21 protein-coding genes and 1 pseudogene are annotated in these 25,561 nt (G+C 67.3%); 15 read left to right on the top strand and 7 right to left on the bottom strand.

Annotation, left to right across the window (positions count from 1 at the left end; translation table 11 throughout):
• Positions 1 to 86: 86 nt before the first annotated feature.
• A complete protein-coding gene (locus A37E_RS27605; RefSeq protein WP_280938294.1) occupies positions 87 to 221 on the top strand; it encodes a hypothetical protein in 135 nt (44 codons plus the stop codon).
• Between the two features lie 193 nt (positions 222 to 414).
• On the opposite strand, the gene A37E_RS0103105 is transcribed toward A37E_RS27605, so the two are convergent.
• On the bottom strand, positions 415 to 1,455 hold the full coding sequence (locus A37E_RS0103105) for a 2-dehydropantoate 2-reductase (protein ID WP_038192482.1): 1,041 nt from the start codon (positions 1,453 to 1,455) through the stop codon (positions 415 to 417).
• Between the two features lie 207 nt (positions 1,456 to 1,662).
• On the opposite strand from A37E_RS0103105, the gene A37E_RS0103100 reads away from it, so the two are divergent.
• The 12 genes and pseudogenes from A37E_RS0103100 to A37E_RS0103045 all read left to right on the top strand — a co-directional run bounded on the left by A37E_RS0103100 (position 1,663) and on the right by A37E_RS0103045 (position 16,057).
• Positions 1,663 to 2,517, top strand: coding sequence for an IclR family transcriptional regulator C-terminal domain-containing protein (locus A37E_RS0103100; protein WP_029555276.1), 855 nt, complete (start codon positions 1,663 to 1,665; stop codon positions 2,515 to 2,517).
• Between the two features lie 357 nt (positions 2,518 to 2,874).
• Positions 2,875 to 3,903 carry a tripartite tricarboxylate transporter substrate-binding protein gene (locus tag A37E_RS0103095; RefSeq protein ID WP_029555275.1) on the top strand — a complete coding sequence of 343 codons (1,029 nt, stop codon included), beginning with the start codon at positions 2,875 to 2,877 and terminating at the stop codon, positions 3,901 to 3,903.
• A gap of 258 nt (positions 3,904 to 4,161) precedes the next feature.
• A complete protein-coding gene (locus A37E_RS0103090; protein ID WP_029555274.1) occupies positions 4,162 to 4,686 on the top strand; it encodes a tripartite tricarboxylate transporter TctB family protein in 525 nt (174 codons plus the stop codon).
• A 211-nt stretch (positions 4,687 to 4,897) separates the two neighbouring features.
• Positions 4,898 to 6,412 carry a tripartite tricarboxylate transporter permease gene (locus A37E_RS0103085; protein ID WP_024280342.1) on the top strand — a complete coding sequence of 505 codons (1,515 nt, stop codon included), beginning with the start codon at positions 4,898 to 4,900 and terminating at the stop codon, positions 6,410 to 6,412.
• Between the two features lie 390 nt (positions 6,413 to 6,802).
• Positions 6,803 to 7,438: a GntR family transcriptional regulator gene (locus A37E_RS0103080; protein WP_051679355.1), complete on the top strand. Its 636-nt coding sequence runs from the start codon at positions 6,803 to 6,805 to the stop codon at positions 7,436 to 7,438.
• A 40-nt stretch (positions 7,439 to 7,478) separates the two neighbouring features.
• The gene (gene oxc, locus A37E_RS0103075) at positions 7,479 to 9,239 is read left to right on the top strand and encodes an oxalyl-CoA decarboxylase (protein ID WP_051678746.1); all 1,761 of its coding nucleotides are present in this window, start codon (positions 7,479 to 7,481) and stop codon (positions 9,237 to 9,239) included.
• A gap of 141 nt (positions 9,240 to 9,380) precedes the next feature.
• On the top strand, positions 9,381 to 10,658 hold the full coding sequence (gene frc, locus A37E_RS0103070; RefSeq protein WP_029555271.1) for a formyl-CoA transferase: 1,278 nt from the start codon (positions 9,381 to 9,383) through the stop codon (positions 10,656 to 10,658).
• 87 nt (positions 10,659 to 10,745) lie between these two features.
• Positions 10,746 to 11,189, top strand: a complete 444-nt coding sequence (locus tag A37E_RS0103065) for a PAS domain S-box protein (protein WP_029555270.1) — start codon at positions 10,746 to 10,748, stop codon at positions 11,187 to 11,189.
• Between the two features lie 130 nt (positions 11,190 to 11,319).
• Positions 11,320 to 12,572, top strand: a pseudogene (frc, locus tag A37E_RS25120) (formyl-CoA transferase).
• Positions 12,573 to 12,988: 416 nt separating this feature from the next.
• Positions 12,989 to 14,191, top strand: coding sequence for an ADP-forming succinate--CoA ligase subunit beta (sucC, locus tag A37E_RS0103055; protein ID WP_029555269.1), 1,203 nt, complete (start codon positions 12,989 to 12,991; stop codon positions 14,189 to 14,191).
• Positions 14,191 to 15,075 (top strand): succinate--CoA ligase subunit alpha, encoded by an 885-nt coding sequence (sucD, locus tag A37E_RS0103050; protein ID WP_029555268.1) that lies wholly within the window; start codon positions 14,191 to 14,193, stop codon positions 15,073 to 15,075. Before sucC ends, sucD begins: the two co-directional genes overlap by 1 nt.
• 208 nt (positions 15,076 to 15,283) lie before the next feature.
• Positions 15,284 to 16,057, top strand: a complete 774-nt coding sequence (locus tag A37E_RS0103045) for a fumarylacetoacetate hydrolase family protein (RefSeq protein ID WP_029555267.1) — start codon at positions 15,284 to 15,286, stop codon at positions 16,055 to 16,057.
• Between the two features lie 21 nt (positions 16,058 to 16,078).
• Here the strand turns inward: A37E_RS0103045 and A37E_RS0103040 are convergent, their stop codons facing one another.
• The 3 genes from A37E_RS0103040 to A37E_RS26295 all read right to left on the bottom strand — a co-directional run bounded on the left by A37E_RS0103040 (position 16,079) and on the right by A37E_RS26295 (position 19,461).
• Positions 16,079 to 16,330 carry a GlsB/YeaQ/YmgE family stress response membrane protein gene (locus A37E_RS0103040; RefSeq protein WP_024280333.1) on the bottom strand — a complete coding sequence of 84 codons (252 nt, stop codon included), beginning with the start codon at positions 16,328 to 16,330 and terminating at the stop codon, positions 16,079 to 16,081.
• 211 nt (positions 16,331 to 16,541) lie between these two features.
• Complete coding sequence (gene ppdK / locus A37E_RS0103035) at positions 16,542 to 19,199, bottom strand: pyruvate, phosphate dikinase (protein ID WP_029555266.1); 2,658 nt, start codon at positions 19,197 to 19,199, stop codon at positions 16,542 to 16,544.
• Positions 19,200 to 19,320: 121 nt separating this feature from the next.
• Complete coding sequence (locus tag A37E_RS26295) at positions 19,321 to 19,461, bottom strand: DUF3096 domain-containing protein (protein WP_081762717.1); 141 nt, start codon at positions 19,459 to 19,461, stop codon at positions 19,321 to 19,323.
• 286 nt (positions 19,462 to 19,747) lie between these two features.
• Here A37E_RS26295 and A37E_RS0103025 point away from each other — a divergent pair, with 286 nt between their 5' ends.
• Positions 19,748 to 20,617, top strand: a complete 870-nt coding sequence (locus tag A37E_RS0103025) for an MBL fold metallo-hydrolase (RefSeq protein ID WP_197022921.1) — start codon at positions 19,748 to 19,750, stop codon at positions 20,615 to 20,617.
• 261 nt (positions 20,618 to 20,878) lie between these two features.
• On the opposite strand, the gene A37E_RS0103020 is transcribed toward A37E_RS0103025, so the two are convergent.
• From A37E_RS0103020 to A37E_RS0103010, 3 genes are all read right to left on the bottom strand, one after another.
• On the bottom strand, positions 20,879 to 21,817 hold the full coding sequence (locus A37E_RS0103020; protein WP_029555264.1) for a TorF family putative porin: 939 nt from the start codon (positions 21,815 to 21,817) through the stop codon (positions 20,879 to 20,881).
• Positions 21,818 to 22,194: 377 nt separating this feature from the next.
• A complete protein-coding gene (locus A37E_RS0103015; protein ID WP_051678745.1) occupies positions 22,195 to 22,992 on the bottom strand; it encodes a protease inhibitor Inh/omp19 family protein in 798 nt (265 codons plus the stop codon).
• Between the two features lie 138 nt (positions 22,993 to 23,130).
• Entirely contained in the window at positions 23,131 to 24,102 is a 972-nt protein-coding gene (locus tag A37E_RS0103010; RefSeq protein ID WP_197022920.1) for a 2-hydroxyacid dehydrogenase, read from the bottom strand.
• Between the two features lie 357 nt (positions 24,103 to 24,459).
• On the opposite strand from A37E_RS0103010, the gene ugpC reads away from it, so the two are divergent.
• Positions 24,460 to 25,533, top strand: coding sequence for a sn-glycerol-3-phosphate ABC transporter ATP-binding protein UgpC (gene ugpC, locus A37E_RS0103005; protein WP_029555261.1), 1,074 nt, complete (start codon positions 24,460 to 24,462; stop codon positions 25,531 to 25,533).
• The last annotated feature ends 28 nt before the right edge of the window (positions 25,534 to 25,561 follow it).

The raw sequence follows: 25,561 nt of genomic DNA, 5'->3' as shown, positions 1-25,561 counted from the left end.
CGCACGGGAAGCGTATTTCGTGCTGCACCGCCGCAAGCGGGTGTCGTCGGCGACGGAAGCCGCGACGCAAGTTCTGAGGATCGAGGATGACCAAGCGAATCGCCGTGTTTGCCGCTCTCGTGCTGGGCTATGTGCTGACAGGCATGGCGCTGAACGCCAGCCAGCCGGCCGACGCCGCTTCCCCCGTTTCGCCTGCCGCCGCGCAGAGCGAGGCCGACTGAACGCATCCCGATCAAGGCGCCCGTCCGGGGCGCCTCCCGTCCGTGGGGCGGGTGTGAGGTCGAGGGCCGCGCGGTTTTCCTGAAGCGACGCAGACATGAAAAAGGCCGGGCAAGCGCCCGGCCTTTTCATTTTCAAGTCACCCTGCTGCCGCGTCCGATGACCGGGCGGACCCGGCCATCGGGAGGGGAGGTCTCAGTGCACCGCGGCCTTCTTCTGCGGCTCGAGATCGGCGGCGGTCAGCGGCGGGTTGGCGAGGATGCCGCCGAGGCCGGCCATGGCGGCGCGCTGGCGCACCAGGGCCAGCACCACGTCGAGGGTGGGGGTGGGCATGTCCAGCATCTGGCCCATTTCCTGGACGACGCTGACCAGCGGATCGATCTCCATGGGGCGGTCGCGCTCCAGGTCCTGGAGCATGGAGGTCTTGTGCGCGCCCACGGCGCCGGCACCGTTGATGCGGCGTTCCACGTCCACGCGGAAGTTGACGCCGATGCGCTCGGCGATGGCCTTGGCTTCCAGCATCATGGCCTTGGCCACGGCGCGGGTGCCGGGATCGGCGGCGATGAGGTCGAGGGTGGCGTGGGTGAGGGCGCTGATGGGGTTGAAGCAGAGGTTGCCCCACAGCTTCAGCCACAGCTCGTCGCGGATGTTGGTCATGACCGGCGCGCGCAGGCCGCCCTTTTCCATCATCTGGCTGAGGGCGGTGACGCGGGGCGTGATCTCGCCCGACGGCTCGCCGAGGGGGAACTTGTCGCCATAGATGTGCTGGATGACGCCGGGCGCCACCACCTCGGTCGCGGGATAGACGATGCAGCCGATGGCGCGCTCGGGGCGCAGCACTTCCCACTGCTTCGCGCCGGGATCGATGGTGGCGAGGGTGCGGTTCTCCAGCGCCCCGCCATGCTTGTAGAAGTACCAGTAAGGCACGCCGTTCACGGCGGTGACGACGGAGGTGTCGTTGCCGAGGAGGGGGCGCATCTGCTGCACCACGCCGGGCACCGAATGGCCCTTGAGGGCGATGATGACGTAATCCTGCGGCCCCAGCTCGCGCGGGTCGTCGGTGGCGCGCACCTTGGCGACGCGCTCTTCGCCATTGATCAGCAGCTTCACGCCATTGGTCTGCATGGCCTCCAGATGGCCGCCACGGGCCACCAGGCTGACATCGGCGCCGGCCTGGGCGAGCTGCACGCCCAGATAGCCGCCAATGGCTCCGGCACCGTAAATGCATACCTTCATGGCTGATCCTCCCTGCTGAGCGCGATCTATGTCGTATTATGTATACCAGATTAGCGGGCAGCCCCGCCGTCCGGCAAGTCCCGGACACAATACTTATGGAAATTAATTCCGCAACGTGGAAAATTTGACGCAGGGGCAGCGCACGGGGTGGACGGGCGCGAGGGGAAAGATAGTTTGATGCGCAACGAAACGGGAGGAGAAAGCGGCATGCCGGACACCGAGGTCGCACCGCGGCGCAGGGGACGGCCGGCCTCCGGCACGGCGTCGGAGGGCGGGGCCGAGGTCCAGTCGCTGGACCGCGCCATCGCCCTGCTGCGCGTGGTGGCCGATCAGGACGGCATGGCGCTGGCCGAGATCGCCCGGCGCGCCGAGCTGCCCGTCTCCACCGTGCACCGCCTTTTGACCACGCTGGAGAAGCGCCAGCTGGTCAATCACGACCTGTCCACCGGGCTCTGGACGGTGGGGCTCGGCCTGTTCCGCATCGGCTCGGCCTATCTGCGCATCCGCAAGCTGCCGGACATCGGCCGCCCGGTGATTCGCCGTCTCCTCCACGAGACCGACGAGACCGTGAACCTCGCCATGTTCGATGCCATGGAGCTGGTGGTGGTGGCGCAGGCGGAGGCCCACGCCCCCGTGCGCGCCTTCTTCCGCCTGGGCGCGCGCCTGCCGCTGCATGCCACCGCCGCCGGCAAGGCGGTGCTGGCCGCTGCGAGCCCCTCCTTCCGCGGCGCCTGTCTCGCCCAGATCCGCTACGAGCCCTTCACCACCGCCACCCGCCGCGAGGAGCGGGCGCTGATGGATGATGTCGCCGAAATCCTGGAGCGCGGCTTCGCCGTGGACCGGGAGGAGCACGCCCCCGGCATGCGCGCGGTGGCGGCCGCCATCCTCAATGAATGGCGCGAGCCCATCGGCGCGGTGTCCGTGTCCGGCCCGGCGGTGCGCATGAGCGAGGACCGCATCCAGCGCCTCGGCCGGCGCGTGGTGGCGGCGGCGGAGCAGATGACGCGCCTGTATTCCGGTGCCGATGAAAACCTGCCGCAGGACTACGCCGCCTTCCGCTGAGGCGGCCTTCCGCAACTGGAATACAGTATTCCAAAGTTGTGGCATACAACGTACCTAATTCCGAATTGAAAATTCCAATTGACACCCCTCCCTTGGTCTATACTCTTGCCAAGCCGCCGTAACGGCAACGGTGGGAACGCCAACTAAATTGCCGGCATAAATCGCGTATTGGTGAAGATGCGCGATGTAAAACAGGCTGAAGTCCCGTTTTCGTCTGCTCCATAGAGGCTAAGCCCGGGGGTTCGACGAACAGAAGTGTTTTCGGGACCTTGCCCGGCGCAACAGGCGTCGGTTGATACAAGCTCTGGAATTGCGATCCGCACCAAAAAGAACGCGGACGTGGGGAGGAAAAATCAGATGCATTCGGCAATCGCCAAGATCGTCAGGAGAGGTGCGGCTGCGCTCGCGGTCACGACGGCGCTCGCGCCGGCCGTTATGCCGTCCTGGGCCCATGCGGCCTGGGAGCCCACCAAGACCGTGGAATTCATCGTTCCCGCCGGCACCGGCGGCGGCGCCGACCAGATGGCGCGGATGATCCAGGGCATCGTCCAGAAGAACAATCTGATGAGCCAGCCGCTCGTCGTCATCAACAAGTCCGGCGGTGCCGGCGCCGAGGGCTTCCTCGACGTGAAGGGCTCCAACCGGAACCCCCACAAGATCATCATCTCCCTCTCGAATCTCTTCACCACCCCGCTCGCCACCGGCGTGCCCTTCTCCTGGAAGGACATGACCCCGGTCTCCATGCTGGCGCTCGACGAGTTCGTGCTGTGGGTGAACGCCAAGGCGCCCTATGACGACGTGAAGGGCTTCCTCGCCGCGCTCAAGGCCGCCTCGGGCGACCAGACCTTCAAGATGGGCGGCACCGGCTCCAAGCAGGAAGACCAGATCATCACCGCCGCCATCGAGCAGAAGACCGGCGCCAAGTTCATCTACGTGCCCTACAAGGGCGGCGGCGACGTTGCGGCCCAGCTCGTCGGCGGCCATGTGACCGCCTCGGTCAACAACCCCATCGAGGCGGTGTCCCAGTGGCGCGCGGGCGAGCTGAAGCCGCTCTGCGTGTTCGACTACCAGCGGCTGCCCTACAAGGAGCCCATCGCCAACGGCAAGTCCTGGGCGGACATCCCCACCTGCAAGGAATCCGGCCTCGACATCGAATATCTGATGCTGCGCGGCATCCTCATGCCGCCGAATGCCACGAAGGATCAGGTCGATTACTTCGTCGAGCTGTTCAAGAAGGTCCGCGCCACCCCCGAGTGGCAGGAATTCATGCAGAAGGGGGCCTTCAACACCACGGCCCTGAGCGGTCCTGAATATTCGGCCTGGCTCACCAAGGCCGAGGCCACGCACAAGGACCTCATGGAGAAGGCGGGCTTCGTCGCCAAATAAGCGACGAGGTTCGCGGCGCCGGTGCCGTGTGGCCGCAGAGCCGCGGGCGCCGGAAGGGCAGGGACGGCAGGGGCTTCACCGCGCGACGGCGGGGCTGGGCCGGCCGCCGACCCTGTGCGCCGATCTGGGAAGCCCATCCGGGACGCCGCGCGGAACGCGACCGCCGTGCGCCCCGGCCGTGACCGGCCCCGTTTTGAAGCCCCGCACGAAGCCTGAGACGGATGCCTGACCGGCGGGGCGCTTCAAGGATCTGATCCCATGAGCACTGAAAGCGGACATTCCGCCCCCACCGCGCACAATGAGAAGACCGTCACCAACCGCACCATGGATGCGGCGGTGGCGCTGATCTTCATGGCCCTCGCGGCCCTCGTCATGTCCGACAGCTGGCGCGTGGGCGCGCGCTGGGCCTCGGACGGCCCGCAGGCCGGCTACTTCCCCTTCTATGTCGGCCTCATCATGTTCATCGCCTCCACCGTCACCCTGGTGACGGCGCTGGTGAGCCGCCATCCGGATCTCGGAAACTTCGTCGATCGCTCCCAGCTCGTCTCGGTGATGCAGGTGCTGATCCCGACGACGGTCTATGTGGGGCTGATCTTCCTCGTCGGAATCTATCTCGCGTCGGCGGTGTTCATCGCCTTCTTCATGTGGTGGCTCGGCAAATACCCGGTGGCGAAGATCATCCCCGTCGCCGTGGGCGTGCCGCTCGCCCTCTTCGTCATGTTCGAGATCTGGTTCCTGGTGCCGCTGCCCAAGGGCCCGCTCGAGACCGCGCTCGGCTACTGACCGCCGGCGCCCCGCGCCGCGGTCCCGCCCGCGCGCCCCGCCTCCGGGGCCGCGGGAGGCGACAGACGATCTCCGCCCGGCCCCGCCCGGCGGACCCACGGGCGATCCGACGCCCATCCATCTTTTCGAGACCATCGACGCACAACAGGCAACGCGCCCGACCCCGCGCGAGCCGCCACAGAAGCGGCCGGGGGGCGCAACGGAGGACCCCGTGGAAGCGCTCACGTCACTCATCGGAGGGTTCGGTGTCCTCGCCGACCCCATGAACATCGTCTACATGTTCGTCGGCATCTCGCTCGGCGTCCTCATCGGCGTGTTGCCGGGGCTGGGCGGCGCCAACGGCGTCGCCATCCTGCTGCCGCTCACCTTCTCCATGTCGCCGGTGTCGGCGATCATCATGCTCTCCTCCATCTATTGGGGAGCCCTGTTCGGCGGCGCCATCACCTCCATCCTGTTCAACATTCCCGGCGAGCCCTGGAGCGTGGCCACCACCTTCGACGGGCATCCCATGGCCCAGAAGGGGAAGGCCGGCGAGGCGCTGACGGGGGCCTTCACCGGCTCCTTCATCGGCGCCTTCTTCGCCGTGCTGCTCATCACCTTCCTCGCGCCGGTCATCGCCAAGTTCGCGCTGCAGTTCGGCCCGGCCGAGTTCTTCGCCGTCTACCTCCTCACCTTCTGCTCGTTCGTCGGCATGGGTAAGGAGCCGCCGGCCAAGGTGATCGCGGCCATGATGCTCGGCTTCGCCCTCGCGGCGGTGGGCATCGACACGGTGACGGGTCAGCTGCGCATGACCTTCGGCTCGGTGGAGCTGCTGCGCGGCTTCGACTTCCTGGTGGCGGTCATCGGCCTGTTCGGCGTGGGCGAGATCCTGCTCACCATGGAGGAAGGCCTCGCCTTCAAGGGCAAGAGCGCATCCATCAATCCCAGGGTGGTGCTGCACACCTGGGCGCAGATCCCCAAATACTGGGCGGGCCTTCTGCGCTCGGCCATCGTCGGCTGCTGGATGGGCGTCACCCCCGGCGGCGCCACGCCCGCCTCCTTCATGAGCTACGGCCTCGCCAAGAAGTTCTCCAAGAACGGCCGCAACTTCGGCAAGGGCGAGCTGGAAGGCGTCATCATGCCGGAGACGGCGGCCCACGCCGCCGGCACCTCGGCGCTGCTGCCCATGCTCACCCTCGGCATTCCCGGCTCGCCGACCGCGGCGGTGCTGCTGGGCGGCCTGCTCATCTGGGGCCTCCAGCCCGGCCCGCTGCTGTTCGTGGAGCAGAAGGACTTCGTGTGGGGCCTCATCGCCTCGATCTATCTCGGCAACATTGCCGGCCTGATCGTGGTGCTGACCACCGTTCCGATCTTCGCGGCCATCCTGCGCATCCCGTTCAGCGTGATCGCGCCGATCATCCTCGTGATCTGCGCGGTGGGGGCCTACACGGTGCACAATGCCGGGCTCGACATCGCCGTCATGCTGATCTTCGGCGTCATCGGCTACCTGTTCAAGAAGCTCCAGTATCCGCTGGCGCCGCTGGTGCTGGCCCTGGTGCTCGGCGACATGGCCGAATCGTCGTTCCGGCAGGCCATGCTGGTGTCGCAGGGCCACCTCTCCATCTTCTGGTCCAACCCGCTGGTGGGCTCCATCGTCACCCTCGCGCTGGTGATGCTGGTGTGGCCGCTGGTGTCCAAGGTGATGGCCCGCCTCAACGGGGGGAAAGAGGCGGCGGCCGCCGAGTGAAAGACGGCGGGCGGGCTGGACCAAAGGCCCATGAGCCCGGCTCATGGGCCTTTGGTCCAGCCCGCGCGGCGCCTGAGCGTGGCCCTCTCGGCCTCGGACAAAGACCGAGGCCGATGGCACAACAGCCTCCGCCCGCATCGCTTTTCCGGGCCGTTGACCCTGGGTCGTGCTGCGACGCGCAATCGAATTCCCGGCGGACGGGATTGATATGGCGCAATGAACACCGTATACAGTATTTCACGGATGAGGAACGCCTCGACAGAAGGCGGCCGCTTCCAGGGAGAGGAAGTCCAGGTCGTGCAGACGCCCGTGCATCAGACGCCCGCGCTTGAGGTCGTTGATCCTCCGAAGCTCAAGGTCGAGCCTCTGGAGGCCGCGTCCAGCCTGCGCATGCTGGCCTACGAAGCCCTGAAGCGCGCCATCACGCAGATGGACATCTACGGCTCGACCACCGAATTCCGTCTCGACGAGCGCCAGCTCTCCGAGACGCTGGGCGTCTCGCGGACCCCGATCCGCGAAGCCATGACCGTTCTGGAGCAGGAGGGCTTCGTGCGCTCCGTTCCGCGCCGCGGCATCTTCGTGGTGCGCAAGACCAAGCGCGAGATCCTCGACCTCATCGTGGTCTGGGCGGCGCTGGAGGCGATGGCGGCGCGCCTGGCCGCGACCCACGCCTCCGACAGCGAGATTGCGGGCCTGCGCCGGCTGTTCCACGAGTTCGAGGCGCAGCCCCTCGCCAGCCACATGAACGAGTATTCGGAGGCGAACATCGCCTTCCATCAGGCCGTGATCCGCATGGGCGGGTGCCGGCTGATCGTGGACATGACGGAGAACCTGTTCCTGCACATGCGCGCCATCCGCGCAGTCTCGGTGCGGCAGGAGAACCGGCACGAAATCTCCATGCGGGAACACATGGCGATCATCGATGCGCTCGAGACAAGAGACCCAGATCTCGCCGAGCGCCTGGTGCGGGAACACACCATGGGCCTTGCGGCTCATGTGGAACGGCACGGCGTCTTCCCCGAATAGGCCGGTCACAGGCCACGGAACGACGCCCTAGGAGATCCTCATGGCTACGGCGGAAAAGTCCAAGATCGAAGACAACGTGGTGCACATCGACCCGGCCGCCGAGGCCGAGCGTGAGCTCACCGACGGCTTCCACCTCGTCATCGATGCCCTGAAGCTGAACGGCATCGAGACGATCTACGGCGTGCCCGGCATCCCGATCACCGATCTCGGCCGCATGTGCCAGGCCGAGGGCATCCGTGTCATTTCCTTCCGTCACGAGCAGAATGCCGGCAACGCGGCGGCGATTGCGGGCTTCCTCACCAAGAAGCCCGGCATCTGCCTCACCGTGTCGGCCCCCGGCTTCCTCAACGGCCTGACGGCGCTGGCGAACGCCACCACCAACTGCTTCCCGATGATCCTCATCTCCGGCTCCTCCGAGCGCGAGATCGTCGACCTCCAGCAGGGCGACTATGAGGAGATGGACCAGCTCGCCATCGCCAAGCCCCTGTGCAAGGCCGCCTTCCGCGTGCTGCACGCGGCGGACATCGGCATCGGCGTCGCCCGCGCTATCCGCGCGGCGGTGTCGGGCCGTCCCGGCGGCGTCTATCTCGACCTGCCGGCCAAGCTCTTCGGCCAGGTGATGGATGCCGAGGCCGGCGCCAAGTCCCTCGTCAAGGTGATCGATCCCGCCCCGGCGCAGATCCCGGCCCCGGCCGCGGTGGACCGCGCCATGGAGCTGCTCAAGGGCGCCGAGCGTCCCCTCGTCATCCTCGGCAAGGGCGCGGCCTACGCGCAGGCCGACGACGAGATCCGCACCTTCATCGAGAAGAGCGGCATTCCCTTCCTGCCCATGTCCATGGCCAAGGGCCTGCTGCCCGACACCCATCCCCAGTCGGCGGGCGCTGCGCGCTCCACCGCGCTCAAGGATGCCGACGTGGTGCTGCTCGTGGGCGCCCGCCTCAACTGGCTGCTCTCCCACGGCAAGGGCAAGACCTGGGGCGATGCCCCGAAGAAGTTCATCCAGGTGGACATCGAGCCCAAGGAGATGGACTCCAACGTCGAGATCGCGGCTCCCCTCGTCGGTGACATCGGCTCGGTGATCGCCGCGCTCAACGCCCGCCTCGACGGCAGCTGGAAGGTTCCCCCGGCCCAGTGGACCGAGACCATCCGCACCAAGAAGGAAGCAAACATCGCCAAGATGGCGCCGAAGCTTCTGAAGAACTCGGTGCCCATGGACTTCCACTCGGCCCTCGGCGCGCTGAAGAACGTCATCAAGGAGCGTCCCGACGCGCTGCTGGTGAACGAGGGCGCCAACACCCTCGACCTCGCCCGCGGCATCATCGACATGTACGAGCCGCGCAAGCGCCTCGATGTCGGCACCTGGGGCGTGATGGGCATCGGCATGGGCTTCGCCATCGCGGCGGCGGTGGAGAGCGGCAAGAAGGTTCTCGCGGTGGAAGGCGACAGCGCCTTCGGCTTCTCCGGCATGGAGGTGGAGACCATCTGCCGCTACAACCTGCCGGTCACCATCGTGATCTTCAACAACAACGGCATCTACCGCGGCACCGACACCGATCCCACCGGGCGTGATCCCGGCACCACGGTGTTCGTCCCCGGCGCGCGCTACGACAAGATGATGGAAGCTTTCGGCGGCGTGGGCGTGAACGTCACGTCCCCCGACGAGCTCTATCGCGCGGTCAGCGCCGCCATGGACTCGGGCAAGCCCACCCTCATCAATGCGGAAATCGATCCGGCTGCCGGCTCCGAGAGCGGCAACATCGGCTCGCTGAACCCGCAGAGCGTGGTCAAGAAGAAGAAGTGAGCGGCGCCCGGCGCATGAGCCGGTGCCACTCATGATGCAAGGCTGGTCGGCGGGGCCTCAGGTCCCGCCACCCAACCCGACGACACCAAAATAATAAAAGTAAAACCGGGAACGAAAACAGAGCGGAATTGTGAGGATACGATGGGCAAGGCACTAGAGGGGGTCCGCATCCTGGACTTCACCCACGTTCAGTCCGGACCGAGCTGCACGCAGCTGCTCGCCTGGTTCGGCGCGGACGTCATCAAGGTGGAGCGTCCCGGCGAAGGCGACGTGACGCGCGGCCAGCTCCGCGACGTGGACGGCGCCGACAGCCTCTATTTCACCATGCTCAACTCGAACAAGAGGTCGATCACCCTCGACACCAAGAACCCCGAGGGCAAGGCCGTCCTCGAGCAATTGGTGCGCCAGTGCGACGTGCTGGTCGAGAATTTCGCGCCCGGCGCGCTCGACCGCATGGGCCTCACCTGGGAGCGCCTCTCCACCATCAATCCGCGCCTCATCCTCGCCTCCGTGAAGGGCTTCGGCCCCGGCCCGTTCGAGGATTGCAAGGTGTATGAGAACGTCGCCCAGTGCGCGGGCGGCGCCGCCTCCACCACCGGCTTCCGCGACAGCCTGCCCATGGTCAGCGCCGCGCAGATCGGCGACTCGGGCACCGGCCTCCACCTCGCGCTCGGCATCGTCACCGCGCTGTTCCAGCGCGAGCACACCGGCCGCGGCCAGCGCGTCCTGTGCGCCATGCAGGACGCGGTGCTGAACCTCTGCCGGGTGAAGCTGCGCGACCAGCAGCGCCTCGCCAACGGCCCGCTCAAGGAATACAGCCAGTTCGGCGAGGGCATCCCGTTCGGCGACAGCGTGCCCCGCGCCGGCAACGATTCCGGCGGCGGCCAGCCCGGGCGCATCCTGCGCTGCAAGGGCTGGGAGCACGATCCCAACGCCTACATCTATTTCATCACCCAGGCCCCGGTCTGGGAGAAGATCTGCGACGTCATCCACGAACCCGAGTGGAAGACCGACCCGAACTACGCGACGCCGGCCGCGCGCCTGCCGCACCTCAACGAGATCTTCACGCGCATCGAAGCGTGGACCATGGCCCACACCAAGTTCGAGGCCATGGAGATCCTCAACAAGTACGACATCCCCTGCGGTCCCATCCTCTCCATGAAGGAGATCGCCGAGGACCAGTCGCTCTACGCCACCGGCACGCTGGTGGAGGTGGAGCACCCGATGCGCGGCACCTACCTGACCGTCGGCAACCCCATCAAGCTCTCGGACAACCAGGTCGAGGTGGAGCGCTCGCCGCTGCTCGGGGAGCACACCGAAGAGGTGCTCGCCGGCGTGCTTGGCCTCGCCCCCGACCGCATCGATGCCCTGCGCGCCTCCGGCGCCATCGGCACCCCCCGCCGCATGGCGGCGGAATAGCAGCATACGCCTCGGGGCGGCGGTCCTTCAGGGGGCCGCCCCATCGCCGGCGACGGCGGGAGGTGAAAGGTTCGAAAGGAAGACGCGATGAGTACGGCCGTCGATCTCGCTCAGCTCATGGATGCCGTCGCCGATGCGATCGTGGTCTGCGACAAGGCCGGAAACATCGCGCTCTGGAATCCGGCTGCCGAGCGCATGTTCGGCTTCACGCCCGACGAAGCCAGGGGGCAGTCGCTCGACATCATCATTCCCGAGCGCCAGCGCCAGCGGCACTGGGACGGCTATCACGAGACCATGCGCACCGGCGTCACCCGCTACGGGACGACGCTCTTGCGCGTGCCGGCCATCCACAAGGACGGCCACGCCTTGTCCATCGCCTTCACCGTCGCCCTCCTCGTGTCCGAGGCGGGCGTGCCCACGCACATCGTCTCGGTCATCCGGGACGAGACGGCGCGATGGAAGGAGGAGCGCGACCTTCGCAAGCGCCTCGCGGACGCCGAGACGCAGATGAAGGCGGCATCCCAAGCATGAGAGACCGGGCAAACCGGCGGGTGAAGCCGGCGGCGGCCCCGTGCCGTGACGCCGGAAGGTTTCGGGACTGCGGATGCCTCGCGTGACGCCGTCCCGCTGTCGAAGACCAGTTTTTGAAAAGGGAACGCAAATGACCAGCAAGCCGTTGGAAGGCATCAAGATCATCGACTTCACGCACGTTCAGGCCGGCCCCGCCTGCACGCAGCTCCTCGCCTGGTTCGGCGCGGACGTCATCAAGGTGGAGCGTCCCGGCTCGGGCGACGTGACCCGCAACCAGCTGCGCGACATCTCCAATGCCGACGCGCTGTACTTCACCATGCTGAACTCCAACAAGCGCTCCCTGACCCTGGACACCAAGACCCAGGAAGGCAAGGAAGTGCTGACGAAGCTCATCAAGGAGAGCGACGTCCTCGTCGAGAACTTCGCCCCCGGCGCGCTCGACCGCATGGGCTTCACCTGGGAGCACATCAACGAGCTGAACCCGGGCATGATCGTCGCCTCGGTGAAGGGCTTCTCCGACGGTCACCACTACGAAGACCTGAAGGTCTACGAGAACGTGGCGCAGTGCGCCGGCGGCGCGGCCTCCACCACCGGCTTCTGGGACGGCCCCCCACCGTGTCCGCGGCGGCGCTCGGTGACTCGAACACCGGCATGCACCTCGCCATCGGCATCCTCACCGCGCTGCACGCCCGCAACAAGACCGGCAAGGGCCAGAAGGTCGCCGTGTCCATGCAGGATGCGGTCATCAACCTCTGCCGCGTGAAGCTGCGCGACCAGCAGCGTCTCGACCGCGTGGGCTACCTCGAGGAATACCCGCAGTACCCGCACGGCACGTTCTCGGACGTGGTTCCGCGCGGCGGCAACGCGGGCGGCGGCGGCCAGCCCGGCTGGGTGCTGAAGTGCAAGGGCTGGGAGACCGATCCCAACGCCTACATCTACTTCACCGTGCAGGAACAGGCCTGGGGCAAGGTGGCGGAAGCCATCGGCAAGCCCGAGTGGATCAACGATCCGGCCTACAACACCGCCCGCGCGCGCCAGGACAAGATCTTCGACATCTTCGCGGTGATCGAGGCGTGGCTCGCCGACAAGACTAAGTTCGAGGCGGTCGACATCCTGCGCAAGTTCGACATCCCCTGCGCCCCGGTGCTCACCATGAAGGAGATCGCCGAGGACAAGTCCCTGCGCGAGAGCGGCACCATCGTGGAAGTCGATCACAAGCAGCGCGGCAAGTATCTGACCGTCGGCAGCCCGATCAAGTTCTCCGACATGAGCGTGGAAGTCACCGGCTCCCCGCTGCTCGGCGAGCACACCGACGAGGTGCTGGCGGAGCTCGGCTATTCCCCCGAGCAGATCAAGTCCATGCACGAAGGTCGCGTGGTCTGATCGCATCCGTTCCCCGGCCCAGCGAAAGCGCAGCTTGAGCGCCGAGCCGGGGGCCAGCGCAGAAGGTCTGCGCAGCAGCCCATTCCCTCTCCCGCACGCGGGGGAGGGCTTTTCGATACGGCGGCCCGTAACGCCCTCCTTCCGGCCTTGCCCGATGCGCTGAGCGCTCCGGCCGCCGGCTCCCGCGCCGCCCCTGAGGGGAGAGGCGATCTTTCGTCCGCAAGGACGGTCCGCAAAATTCACCTCGCCGAGTGCGTCACGCCTCGCGCCCCCACTGGCCTCACGCCCCCACTGGCGTCGTGTCGCACTGGAGCGTGCGCGCGATTGGGTGCAGACTGCGACTTTCGTCGCAATGGGCAGCCAAAGCGCACCTTGAGCCGCGGCAAACGCGGCCCTCGACGAGGGAGGAAACCCCGATGAACATTCACGAATACCAGGCCAAGGCCATCCTCCGCGATTTCGGCGTACCGGTCTCCCGCGGCTTTCCCGCCTTCACCCCCGAAGAGGCCGAGGCCGCGGCCGGCAAGCTCGGCGGCATCGCCTTCGTGGTGAAGGCGCAAATTCACGCCGGTGGGCGTGGCAAGGGCAAGTTCAAGGAGCTTCCCGAGGGCGCCAAGGGTGGCGTCCGCGTGGTGAAGACCGCCGCCGACGTCAAGGCGAATGCTGCCGAGACGCTCGGCAATACGCTCGTGACGCTGCAGACCGGCGCGGACGGCAAGCAGGTGAACCGCCTTTACATCGAGGAAGGCGCGCTCATCGACAAGGAATTCTATCTTTCCATGCTGGTGGACCGCGTGACCTCGCGCGTCGCCTTCGTGGTCTCCACCGAAGGCGGCATGGACATCGAGGAGGTGGCGCATTCCACCCCTGAGAAGATCCATACCTTCTCCGTGGACCCGGCCACCGGCGTGCAGCCCCTGCACGGCCGCAAGGTGGCGCAGGCCCTCGGCCTCACCGGCGATCTCGCCAAGCAGGCCGGCGCGCTCACCGCCAACCTCTACGAGGCCTTCACCGAGAAGGACATGAGCCTTCTGGAAATCAACCCGCTGGTGGTGACGAAGGACGCGCGCCTCGTCTGCCTCGACGCCAAGGTGGGCTTTGATTCCAACGCGCTGTTCCGCCACTCGGACGTGGCCCAGCTGCGCGACGAGAGCGAAGAGGATTTCAAGGAGATCGAGGCCTCGCGCTACGACCTCTCCTATATCGCGCTCGATGGCACCATCGGCTGCATGGTCAATGGCGCGGGCCTTGCCATGGCCACCATGGACATCATCAAGCTCTATGGCCGCGAGCCCGCCAACTTCCTCGACGTGGGCGGCGGCGCCACCAAGGAGAAGGTGACGGCGGCCTTCAAGATCATCACCGCCGATCCGAATGTCGAGGGCATCCTCGTGAACATCTTCGGCGGCATCATGCGCTGCGACGTGATCGCCGAGGGCGTCATCGCCGCCGTGCGGCAGGTCGGCCTGAAGGTGCCGCTGGTGGTGCGCCTCGCCGGCACGAACGTGGACGAGGGCAAGAAGATCATCCGGGAATCGGGGCTCAACGTGATCCCCGCCGATGATCTGGACGATGCGGCGCAGAAGATCGTCGCGGCCGTGAAGAAGGAAGCTGCGTGATGTCCGTGCTGATCGATGCCAACACCCGGGTCATCACCCAGGGCTTCACCGGAAAGAACGGCACGTTCCACGCCGAGCAGGCCATCATGTACGGCACCAAGATGGTCGGTGGCACCTCCCCCGGAAAGGGCGGCTCGGTGCATCTCGGCCTTCCGGTGTTCGACACCGTGATCGAGGCGAAGGAAGCCACCGGCGCCGACGCCTCGGTGATCTACGTGCCGCCGGCCGGCGCGGCCGATGCCATTCTTGAGGCCATCGACGCGGAAATCCCGCTCATCGTCTGCATCACCGAGGGCATCCCGGTTTTGGACATGGTGAAGGTGAAGCGGGCGCTCTCCGGCTCCAAGAGCCGCCTTGTGGGTCCGAACTGCCCCGGCATCGTGACGGCAGGGCAGGCCAAGATCGGCATCATGCCCGCCAACATCTTCAAGACGGGGTCCGTGGGCGTGGTCTCGCGCTCCGGCACGCTGACCTATGAGGCCGTGTTCCAGACCACCCAGGAAGGCCTCGGCCAGACCTCGGCGGTGGGCATCGGCGGCGACCCGGTGAAGGGCACGGAGTTCATCGACGTGCTGGAGATGTTCCTCGCCGACCCCAAGACCCAATCGATCGTCATGATCGGCGAGATCGGCGGCTCGGCCGAGGAGGATGCCGCCCAGTTCATCGCCGATGAGGCTCGACAAGGCCGCAAGAAGCCGATGGTGGGCTTCATCGCCGGCCGCACGGCCCCTCCCGGCCGTCGCATGGGCCATGCCGGCGCTATCATCTCCGGCGGCAAGGGCGGCGCCGAGGACAAGATCGCGGCCATGGAGGCAGCGGGCATCCGCGTGTCTCCCTCGCCGGCGCGTCTCGGCAAGACCCTCGTCGAGGTGCTGAAGGGCTGAGGGGAGACGGCTGCGGCTCCTTTGCGGGGCGCTGTTCCCCCAAACGGGCGTCATGCCCGGGCTTGTCCCGGGCATCCACGTCGGGCCGATTGTGCCTTTACCTGCGGAAAATTCCCGGCCGAGCCACGTGGATGGCCGGGACAAGCCCGGCCATGACGGCAGGCTCGGTGAGCCAGAGGCTCTAAAACAATCACCAGAGGAAACACCCATGACCACCTGGCTGCGCTTCGCCGCCGACGGAAAGACCGGCTTCGGTACGCTTCAGGGCGACACCATCGCCGTGCACGAGGGCTGCATGTTCGCGGGCGCGACCGCGACCGGCGCGACCGTGAAGCTCGCCGACGTGGCGCTGGAGGCGCCCTGCGCCCCCTCCAAGATCGTCGCGCTGTGGAACAACTTCCATGAGCTGGCGGCCAAGCTGAAGGTGGCGGAGCCCGCCGAGCCGCTCTATCTGCTGAAGGCCACCACCTCCGTCTCCGCGCCCGGCTCGGTGGTGCGCCGGCCGGCGTCCTATGAGGGCAAGACGGTCTATGAGGGCGAGCTGGGCATCGTCATCGGCAAGACGCTGACCAACGTTTCCGAGGCGGAAGCCGCGGCCGGCATCTTCGGCTACACGGTGGTCAACGACATCACCGCCGCCGACATCCTCAATCGCGACCCGACCTTCCCCCAGTGGGCGCGGGCCAAGGGCATCGATGGCTACGGCCCGTTCGGCCCCTGGATCGTGACGGATTTCGACCCCGCCGCGGCGCGCGTGCGCACCATCCTCAACGGTCAGGAGCGGCAGAACTACCCGCTCGCCGACATGATCTTCCCGCCGGCGCTGCTGGTGTCGCTCCTCTCGAAGGAAATGACCCTAAACCCCGGCGACCTGATCGCCTGCGGCACCTCGGTGGGGGTCGGCACCATGAAGGAGCCGACCAACACCATCGAGATCGAGATCGCCGGCATCGGCACGCTGGTGAATACCTTCGTTCAGTGAGCGCCGGTCAGGGCCGGGCGGTCAGCCTCTGACCGCCCGTGCGCCGGCAATGAGGATGCAGGCACCCACGAAGCCGGCGACGAGATAGCCGAGCCAGCCGGCGAAGCCCACGCCCAGCAGCCCGAACAGGAAGCTGGCGATGGCGGCGCCGATGATGCCGAGGATGATGTTGGTGAAGAGGCCGGTGTCGCTCTTCATGAACATGGAGGCGAACCACCCGGCAAAGCCGCCGATGATGATGGCGGCGATCCAGCCCACTTGCGCCTCTTGCATGGTGTCCCTCCGATATACCGCCCCGCTCGCGTGGGGGCGCGGAGGAAACGGTACAGCAGCCTAACGGTTCCGGCCACGCTCGCGAATGGACAGCAAAAAGGCCGCCCCGAGGCGGCCTTTTCAGGATCTTGCCTTCGGCCCCGGTCTTCGACCGAGGCCAAGGGGCACGCTCAGGCGCCGCGCGGGCTTAATCGCGGGGCGCCCCGGAAGCTCACTTCTTCAGCGCCGCCTGCGCCGCCGCGAGGCGGGCGATCGGCACGCGGAAGGGCGAGCAGGAGACGTAGTTGAGCCCCACCTCGTGGCAGAAGGCCACCGAGGCCGGATCACCGCCGTGCTCGCCGCAGATGCCGAGCTTGATGTCGGGACGCGACTTGCGGCCGCGCTCCACGCCGATCTTCACCAGCTCGCCTACGCCGTCCACGTCGATGGAGACGAAGGGGTCCACCTCCAGAATGCCCTTCTGCACATAGGGGCCGAGGAAGGTACCGGCGTCGTCGCGGGACACGCCGAAGCAGGTCTGGGTGAGGTCGTTGGTGCCGAAGGAGAAGAATTCGGCGCCCTTGGCGATCTCCTCCGCCCGCAGCGCGGCGCGGGGCAGCTCGATCATGGTGCCCACCTGGAAGGTGAGGGTGGCGCCGGTCTCCTGCTCCACCGCCTTGGCGGTGTCGCGGATCACCTTGTCCACGATGTCGAACTCGGCCTTGGTGGCGATGAGGGGCACCATCACCTCGGGCACCACCGCCTCGCCGGTCGACTTGGCGGCGATGACCGCCGCCTCGAAGATGGCGCGGGCCTGCATCTCTGCGATCTCGGGGAAGGCGATGGCGATGCGGCAGCCGCGGAACCCGAGCATCGGGTTCACTTCGTGCAGCTCCTTGTAGCGCCGCTCCACCCGCTCGATGTCCACGCCGAGGCTTTTCGCCACCTCCGCCGTCTCTTCCGCCGTGTGGGGGAGGAACTCGTGCAGCGGCGGGTCGAGCAGGCGGATGGTGACCGGCAGGCCCTTCATGATCTCGAACAGCTCGACGAAGTCGTCGCGCTGCATGGGCAGGAGCTTGGCCAGCGCCGAACGGCGGCCGGCCTCGTCGTCGGCGAGAATCATCTCGCGCACGGCGAGGATGCGGCCGGCGTCGAAGAACATGTGCTCGGTGCGCGACAGGCCGATGCCCTCGGCGCCGAACGAACGGGCCATGCGGGCGTCCGCCGGGGTCTCGGCATTGGCGCGGACCTTGAGCTTGCGCACCTTGTCGGCCCAGCCCATCAGGGTCGCGAATTCGCCGGAGAGTTCCGGCTGGAGCATCGCCACCTCGCCCGCCAGCACCTGGCCGGTGCCGCCGTCGATGGTGATGAGGTCGCCCTTCTTGAAGGTCTGGCCGTTCACGGTCAGCGTCTGGGCGGCATTGTCGATGCGCAGCGCACCGGCGCCGGAAACGCAAGGCTTGCCCATGCCGCGCGCGACCACCGCCGCGTGGGAGGTCATGCCGCCACGCGCGGTGAGGATGCCCTGGGCGGCGTGCATGCCGTGGATGTCTTCGGGCGAGGTCTCGACGCGGACGAGGATGACCTTGCGGCCCTGCTCCTTCCACGCCTCGGCCTCATCCGCCGAGAACACGATGGCGCCAGCCGCCGCGCCCGGAGAGGCGGGGAGGCCCGTGGCGATCACCTTGCGCTCGGCCTTGGGGTCGATGGCGGGGTGCAGCAGCTGGTCCAGCGCGGCGGGATCGACCCGGCCGACGGCCTCCTGCTCGGTGATGAGCCCTTCCGCGGCCAGCTCCACGGCGATGCGCAGGGCCGCCTTGGCGGTGCGCTTGCCGGAGCGGGTCTGGAGCATCCAGAGCTTGCCCTTCTCCACCGTGAACTCGAGGTCCTGCATGTCACGGTAGTGGTTCTCGAGCACATGCGAGATGCGCTCGAACTCCTTGAAGGCGTCGGGCAGGGCGACTTCCATGGAGGGCTTGTCGGAGCCGGCGGCCTTGCGGGCCTTCTCGGTGAGGTCCTGCGGGGTGCGGATGCCCGCCACCACGTCCTCGCCCTGGGCGTTCACCAGGAACTCGCCATAGAGCGCGTTCTCGCCGGTGGAGGGATTGCGGGTGAAGGCGACGCCCGTGGCCGAGGTCTCGCCCATGTTGCCGAACACCATGGACTGCACGTTCACCGCCGTGCCCCAGCTCTCGGGAATCGAGTGCAGGCGACGGTAGGTGATGGCGCGGGCGTTCATCCAGGACGAGAAGACGGCGCCGATGGCGCCCCAGAGCTGCTCGTGCGGGTCCTGCGGGAAGGGCTTGCCCAGCTCGGCCTCGACCTTCGCCTTGTACTTCACCACCAGGGCCGCCCAGTCGTCCGCCGACAGGTCGGTGTCGAGGGTGTGGCCGTGCTGGAGCTTGTAGTGCTCCAGGATCTCCTCGAAGTGGTGGTGGTCCACGCCGAGCACCACGTCGGAATACATGGTGATGAAGCGGCGGTAGCTGTCATAGGCGAAGCGCCGGTCGGCGAGACGGGCCACCGCGTCCACGGTGGCGTCGTTGAGGCCGAGGTTCAGCACCGTGTCCATCATGCCGGGCATGGAGGCGCGGGCGCCCGAGCGCACCGAGACGAGCAGCGGGTTCGACGCATCGCCGAACGACTTGCCGGTGAGCTGGCCCACCTGGGCGAGCGCGGCTTCCACCTCGCCCTTCAGCTCGGCCGGATAGGTCTGGCCATGGGCGTAATAATAGGTGCACACCTCGGTGGTGATGGTGAAGCCGGGAGGGACGGGCAGGCCGAGGTTCGACATCTCGGCGAGGTTCGCGCCCTTGCCGCCGAGAAGGTTCTTCATGTCGGCTTTGCCCTCGGCCTTGCCGTCGCCGAAGGTGTAGACCCATTTCGTCATGTGGGTTGGCCCCGTTTGGGATTATGCAGAGTGGCGGGATGCTTTAACGTGCAGCGCACAAAGCATCAACTGGGCAATCGGACGGCCGTTCCTGCGCGGCCCCTTCTGAAGCCGTCGCGGATCAGTGCCCCATGAGGCCGGTGACACCCACGATGATGAGGTAAATGGCGACCAGCACGTTCAGAAGTCGCGGGAAGGCGAGGATCAGGACGCCTGCAATCAGCGCGACCGCCGGCTGAACGATGACCATGTTGAAAGACATTGTGAAGCCTCCCCTTTCGTCCGGGCGGCCCGAACAGCCTCCGTCGCCGCCGCGGCGCACGATTGCCGATCCGGGGCGCAAGGTCCATGGGGGGCGTCGCGCGGGGTGATCGCATGGCCGGCGCGGGGCTGGCAGGGCGGCTCACGCTGGCGTTACGTGCGACGACATTGCGCGGGCGGCGCAACACGGCACAATCGTGTCATCCGCATTTCGCCGGAACATCCGAGCACCCCTCGCCGCCGCCCATGCCCGCGGAGCGGGGCGGGCGCGACCGATGGGAGCCGCCATGTCGTCCCCTGCCTTCGCCGCAATGCCGAATGCCGTGGCTGCCAACTGCCGCAGGGGAAGTCTGCGCGCGCTCCTCGCCGCGTCTGCCTTCGGGGTGCTGGCGCTGTCGGCAGGGACCGCGCTGGCGCAGCCGGAAAAGTGCCCGCGCATGGTGGCCGAGCGGCCCAAGGTGCGGCTTGCGGCGCTGGATGCGGCCATGCTGCGGCTCGCGGAGGCCACGGGGCCGGTGCACCTGACCTTCATCGGCCATGCGAGCTTCCTCATCGAGAGCCCGGCCGGGGTCAGCATCGTCACCGATTACAACGATTATGTGCGGGCGAATCTGGTGCCGCGCATCGTCACCATGAACCATGCCCACGACACCCACTACACGGACGCGCCCGACCCCGGCATCGAATATGTGCTGAAGGGCTGGGGGCGGGACGGGGCGCCGGCGCACCATGAGGTGACGGTAGAGGACGTGTGGATCCGCAACGTCCCCACCAACATCCGCCGTGGGGCGGGGACGGAATATGACGGCAATTCCATGTTCGTGTTCGAGGTGGCGGGCGTGTGCATCGCCCATCTCGGCCACCTGCACCACCTTCTGACCAAGGACCACCTGGAGGCGCTGGGCCGCATCGACGTGGTGCTCGCGCCGGTGGACGGCTCCTACACGCTCGATCTCGAAGGCATGGTGGAGGTGCTGAAATCCATCAACGCGCCGCTGGTCATCCCCATGCACTACTTCAGCCAGTACGGGCTGGAGCGCTTCCTCGCGCGGCTGGGGCAGGAATGGACGGTTCAGCGCTCCGCCGAGCCGTTCGTGCTGCTCAGTCGTGAGACCCTGCCCAAGACCCGCACCGTGCTGGTGCTGCCGGGGCGGTAGGGGCGGCGAGGGCAGGGGAGCGCCGGGAGGATATTCGGGACCGTCATCGCCCGCCTCGTGTGGGCGATCCACGGCGCGGCCGGGCTGCCACGTCGAGACCCGGCACCGCCCTTGCGGGCCGGTGGATGCCCCGGACGCGCCGGGGCATGACGGCGTGTGGCTGCAGAGCCCATCTTGAGCCCTTGTGCCAAAAGAAAAAGGCGTCGCGCAGAGCGCGACGCCTTTTTCTGTCTCGACCCGGGTCAGGCGACCCGGCCGACCTCACTTAAGGGCGAGGAAGGATGTGTCGAAGGAGAGGCTGGCCACGTAGCGGTCGCCGCAGACGTTCTTCAGGCCCGAGATCACGCCGCAGGTGCCCATGGAGGCGAAGCCGACGCCGGACACGTAGGACGGGCTGGAGGTGAGGGTGCTGCCGTAGTAGCGCAGGTCGAGGGTGGCGGCCTTGTAGGTGAAGGCGGCGCCCACGTTCCAGGTGGTGTAGGAGGGCAGCTCGTAGTTGGCGACGAAGATGTTGCCGAGGTCGGTCTGACCGAGCCACTGATAGCCGAGCTCACCCGAGATGTAGAAGCCCACGTCCTTGACCGGGCTCCACTTGGTGAAGTCGATCTTGGCAGTGCCCGACAGGTAGGTGCCGGTGGAGCCGGAGCCCGCGTAGCTGTTGGTGTAGTAGAGGTTGGCGCCGACGGTGAACACGTCGTTGAAGACGTAGGTCGGCTTGAAGTAGACTTCCCAGTAGTCGATGTTGACCGACGGAATGCCCGCGCCGAGCGAGTTCACGGCGATCTCGCCGGGATAGTAGTAGTAGACGAAGCCGACGTCAGCGGTGAAGGCGCCCCAGGTGTGGCGCAGGCCGCCGTACAGGTCGATCTCAGCCGAGGCGTCGGTCAGGCCGGTGAAGCCGCCGAACTGGTTGATCGGGGGGAAGTCCACGTTCGAGGCGAAGATGCCGGCGTAGACCCAGTCGAACAGGCGCAGCTCGGCATAACCCTGAACGGTGGGGTTGCCGTCGGTCTGCGAGATGCCGCGGAACACGTAGTCGGTGCCGAGCTTCACGCCGAACGCCACGTCCCACAGGGGGGTCTCAGGCGCCGGAGCGGCCTTCACGGGCATGGGAGAGCTCAGGTCCGCGGCGCCGGCGGCACCCACGGAAGCGGCTCCGGCCAGGAGCATGGAAGCGGCCACGACTGCAATCTTGTTCATAACGGTTTTCCCCGCAGCGATCTGGAATGATAAAAATCAGGTCGCGGCTTCAAGTCCAATGCGAAATTTGAGGCAGCGATTGCATCCGCTTTAGGCAAACCGTTGCAGTTGCTGGATTCTGCTGTTGCATGGTTGCAACGCACTGTCCCGAAACGGTACGGCGGCCCGTTCCTGCCAGGAAAATGATGTGCCGGGAAAGGGGTCGGGCGCCTCAAAAAGGCGATGGAAATGGTATTATGATCCGGCGAGGTGACGCTTTCCGATCACAGGGCCCGTCACACGGGTGACTCATGGGCGTGACTCGGAGCACGCGCGGGCCGACGCGGGGCCGACCGCGGAGGCTGCCCCGGCGCGAGGTCGGGGCCGATGCCCGAGTGTCAGGGGCGCGTCATCAGCAGCGGGCGTCCGCGTTCCGGCGTGCGGGCCCAGCCGCCGTCTTCCTGCCGGGCGAAGCGGATGACCGAGGCGCCGCCCTCGCCGCGCACGAGGATGTTGCCGCCCTCGATGTCCCACGCGGTGGGGCCGAAGCGCAGCAGGGCCGCATCGCAGCCGCTAGCGATGCTCAGGCGGAAACCGCCGTTCTTGGCCGGCGAATCGAGGAGCGTCACCCGGCACACGGGCGTTCCCGCCTGTCGGGCGAGGTCCCAGTCGCCGACCACCTCCTCGGGTTTCAGCTCGGTGCCCTCGGCCACGGCGGGGTTGGCGAGGAAATAGACACCGTCGCCTTCGCGCAGCGCCTCGTAGCTGCCTTCGGTGCCCTCGGTGAACTCGGCGACGGTGCGGCCCTGCGCATTGAGAAGGCGGATGGAGCCGGAGGGATCGGGCAGCCAGGCGACGACCTGCGCGGAAAAGCCGATGTCGGCGCAGGCGGGCCGGTCGAACTCCACCGCGAGGCCCGGGCCGGCGGCGTCGGGTTTCAGGGCGAAGGCGCAGCCGCGTGCGCCGTCGGCGCTGGAGAGCCGGAGCGGCGCGGCCATGCGGGCCGCCGCCTCACGCACGGCGGGATCGAGCTTCGGCGCAGCGGTGGCGGAGGCCGGCGGCTTTGCGGCCGGATCGGCCTTCTGGGCGAAAGCAGGCGCGATGGCGATCAGGCCGGCAAGAAGCGGGGCAGCAACCACACGGCACAGCGCGCCGCGGCGCGTTTGAATCCGCGGAAAATCGTTCAGATGCGCCATGCTGCCCTCCACGACGACCCGCGCCCCGGTCGCCCCGCCGCGTCGCGTTGCGAGTTTAGCACCGCGCGGGCAGGGGATCATCAGGTACGCGCGCCGGCGCGAGGGCCGGCGCGTCGCAGCCCGGGGGGCGTCCGTGGATCAGCCCCGCGGCCAGGGCGTCTCGGCGACGGGGGTCAGCGGCCCCTTGCCGTCGAAGAAGGAGAGGATGTTGTCCACCACCAATTGTCCCATGGCGGCGCGGGTGAAGTGGGTGGCGGAGCCCACGTGCGGCAGCAGCACCACGTTGTCGAGGGCGAAGAAGGCCTCCGGCACGTTGGGCTCGTCCTCGAACACGTCGAGGCCGGCGGCGAGGATGGTCTTCGACTGGAGCGCCGAGAGCAGCGCCGCCTCGTCCACCACGGTGCCGCGCGCCACGTTGATGAGGATACCGTTGGCGCCCAGCGCCGCCAGCACCTCGGCATTGATGATGTGGCGCGTGGCCGGCCCGCCGGGAAGAATCGCCACCAGCACGTCCACCGTCCGCGCCATCTCCACGAGGTCCGGATAATGGCGATAGGCCACGTCCGCCTGCGGACGGCGGCTGTGATAGACGACGGGCACGGAGAAGGCCTCAAGCCGCTTGGCGATGGCCTTGCCGATGCGGCCCATGCCGAGGATGCCCACGGTGCGGTCGCGCAGGGTGGGGCCGAGGGGAAAGGCGCTCTTGGTCCACTGTCCCGAGCGCACGAAGCGGTCGCCCTGGGGGATCTGCCGCACGGTGGCGAGCAGCAGGCCGAGGGTGAGGTCGGCCACCTCCTCGTTCAGCACGTCCGGCGTGTTGGTGACGATGACGCCGCGCTTCGCCGCCGCCGCGGCATCCACGGTGTCGTAGCCGACGCCGAAATTGCCGACGATCTTCAGGTTGGGCAGGCGCGCCATGAGCGCGTCGTCCACCTTCACCTTGCCGCGGGTGGCGATGGCTTCGACCGCGCCGGCATTGCTGTCGTTCAGGGCGTCCAGCGGCACGAGGGTGAAGCGGCCGGAAAGCTGGCGCTCGACGACCTCCTCCATCACGGAGCCGGTGAGGAGAAGGGCCGGGCGGGCGGCATCGGTCATGGCAGATCCGGTCATCGCAAGTCTCCGCTATGGCGGCTGGGCAGGAAAAACGGATGGAAATGTCACCGGCGGGCCGGCGGGAGCGCCGCCCCCCGAACCCGCGCCGGAGCCCGCAGAGCACGGCCGGAAGCGGCCATCCCCTCGGCGGGAGGGGTATCTCTAGCCCCATATCAGACCTTCGTCCAATGGAGCTTCAATCGTTTTAAATTTCCACTTGATCCCGTTCTCGCCTCGCACCATGATCGCGCCGCGTTCCGGAAGGGGCGCCCGGCCGGAGGTCTGTTCCGGCCCAAGAATGGTGCGGCTGCATCGGGCAAGGTCCTCAAGGGCCCCCGCGCGGCACGAGGAAACGGCGAGGGGAGAGGACGCTGCATGGCGACCGTGGACATTCGCGGTGTGAAGAAGGCCTATGGGTCGACGCAGGTCATCCATGGCGTGGACGTGGACATCCGCGACGGTGAGTTCGTGGTTCTGGTCGGCCCCTCGGGCTGCGGCAAGTCCACGCTGCTGCGCATGATCGCCGGCCTCGAAAACATCTCCGGTGGCGAAATCCTGATCGGCAATCGCGTCATCAACGAGATGCCGCCGAAGGAACGGGACATCGCCATGGTGTTCCAGAACTACGCGCTCTATCCGCACATGACTGTCGCGGACAACATGGGCTTCTCGCTGAAGCTGCGCAAAGCCCCGAAGCCCGAGATCGAAAGCCGGGTCCAGCGGGCCGCCGAGATCCTCAACCTCACCAAGCTGCTCGACCGCTATCCCCGCCAGCTCTCCGGCGGCCAGCGCCAGCGCGTCGCCATGGGCCGCGCCATCGTGCGTGATCCGCAGGTGTTCCTGTTCGACGAGCCGCTCTCCAATCTCGACGCCCAGCTGCGCGTGCAGATGCGCACCGAGATCAAGGAACTGCACCAGCGGCTGAAGACCACCACGGTCTACGTCACCCACGACCAGATCGAGGCCATGACCATGGCCGACAAGATCGTGGTGATGCACGACGGCATCGTGGAGCAGATCGGCGCCCCGCTCGACCTTTACGACCGGCCCGCCAACCAGTTCGTCGCCGGCTTCATCGGCTCGCCCTCCATGAACTTCGTCAAGGGCAAGGTGCGGCTCGGCGCCAATCCCATGCTGGTGACGGACAGCGGCGTCGAGGTGCCCCTGCCGGACGCGCAGGGCCTCGCCGACGGCCAGAAGGTGGTCTACGGCCTGCGCCCCGAGCACATCCGCCTCGATCCCGCGGGCGTGCCGGCCCAGGTCGTCGTCACCGAGCCCACCGGCTCGGAGATCCTGGTCGTCGCCCGTCTGGGCGATGGGGCCGCGGCGCAGGAGATCACCTGCCTGTTCCGCGAGCGGCTGAGCTTCAGCCCCGGCGAGACCATCCGCATCGCGCCGCAGCCGGGCCTCACACATCTTTTTGACGAGGCGACCGGCAGTCGCCTCTGACAAGGTCCGGTACCGTGCCGGGCTTCGG

This window comes from Xanthobacter sp. 91 (genome assembly GCF_000702385.1).
Classification (GTDB): domain Bacteria; phylum Pseudomonadota; class Alphaproteobacteria; order Rhizobiales; family Xanthobacteraceae; genus Xanthobacter; species Xanthobacter aminoxidans.
This window is presented reverse-complemented; position numbering and strand designations above follow the sequence as displayed.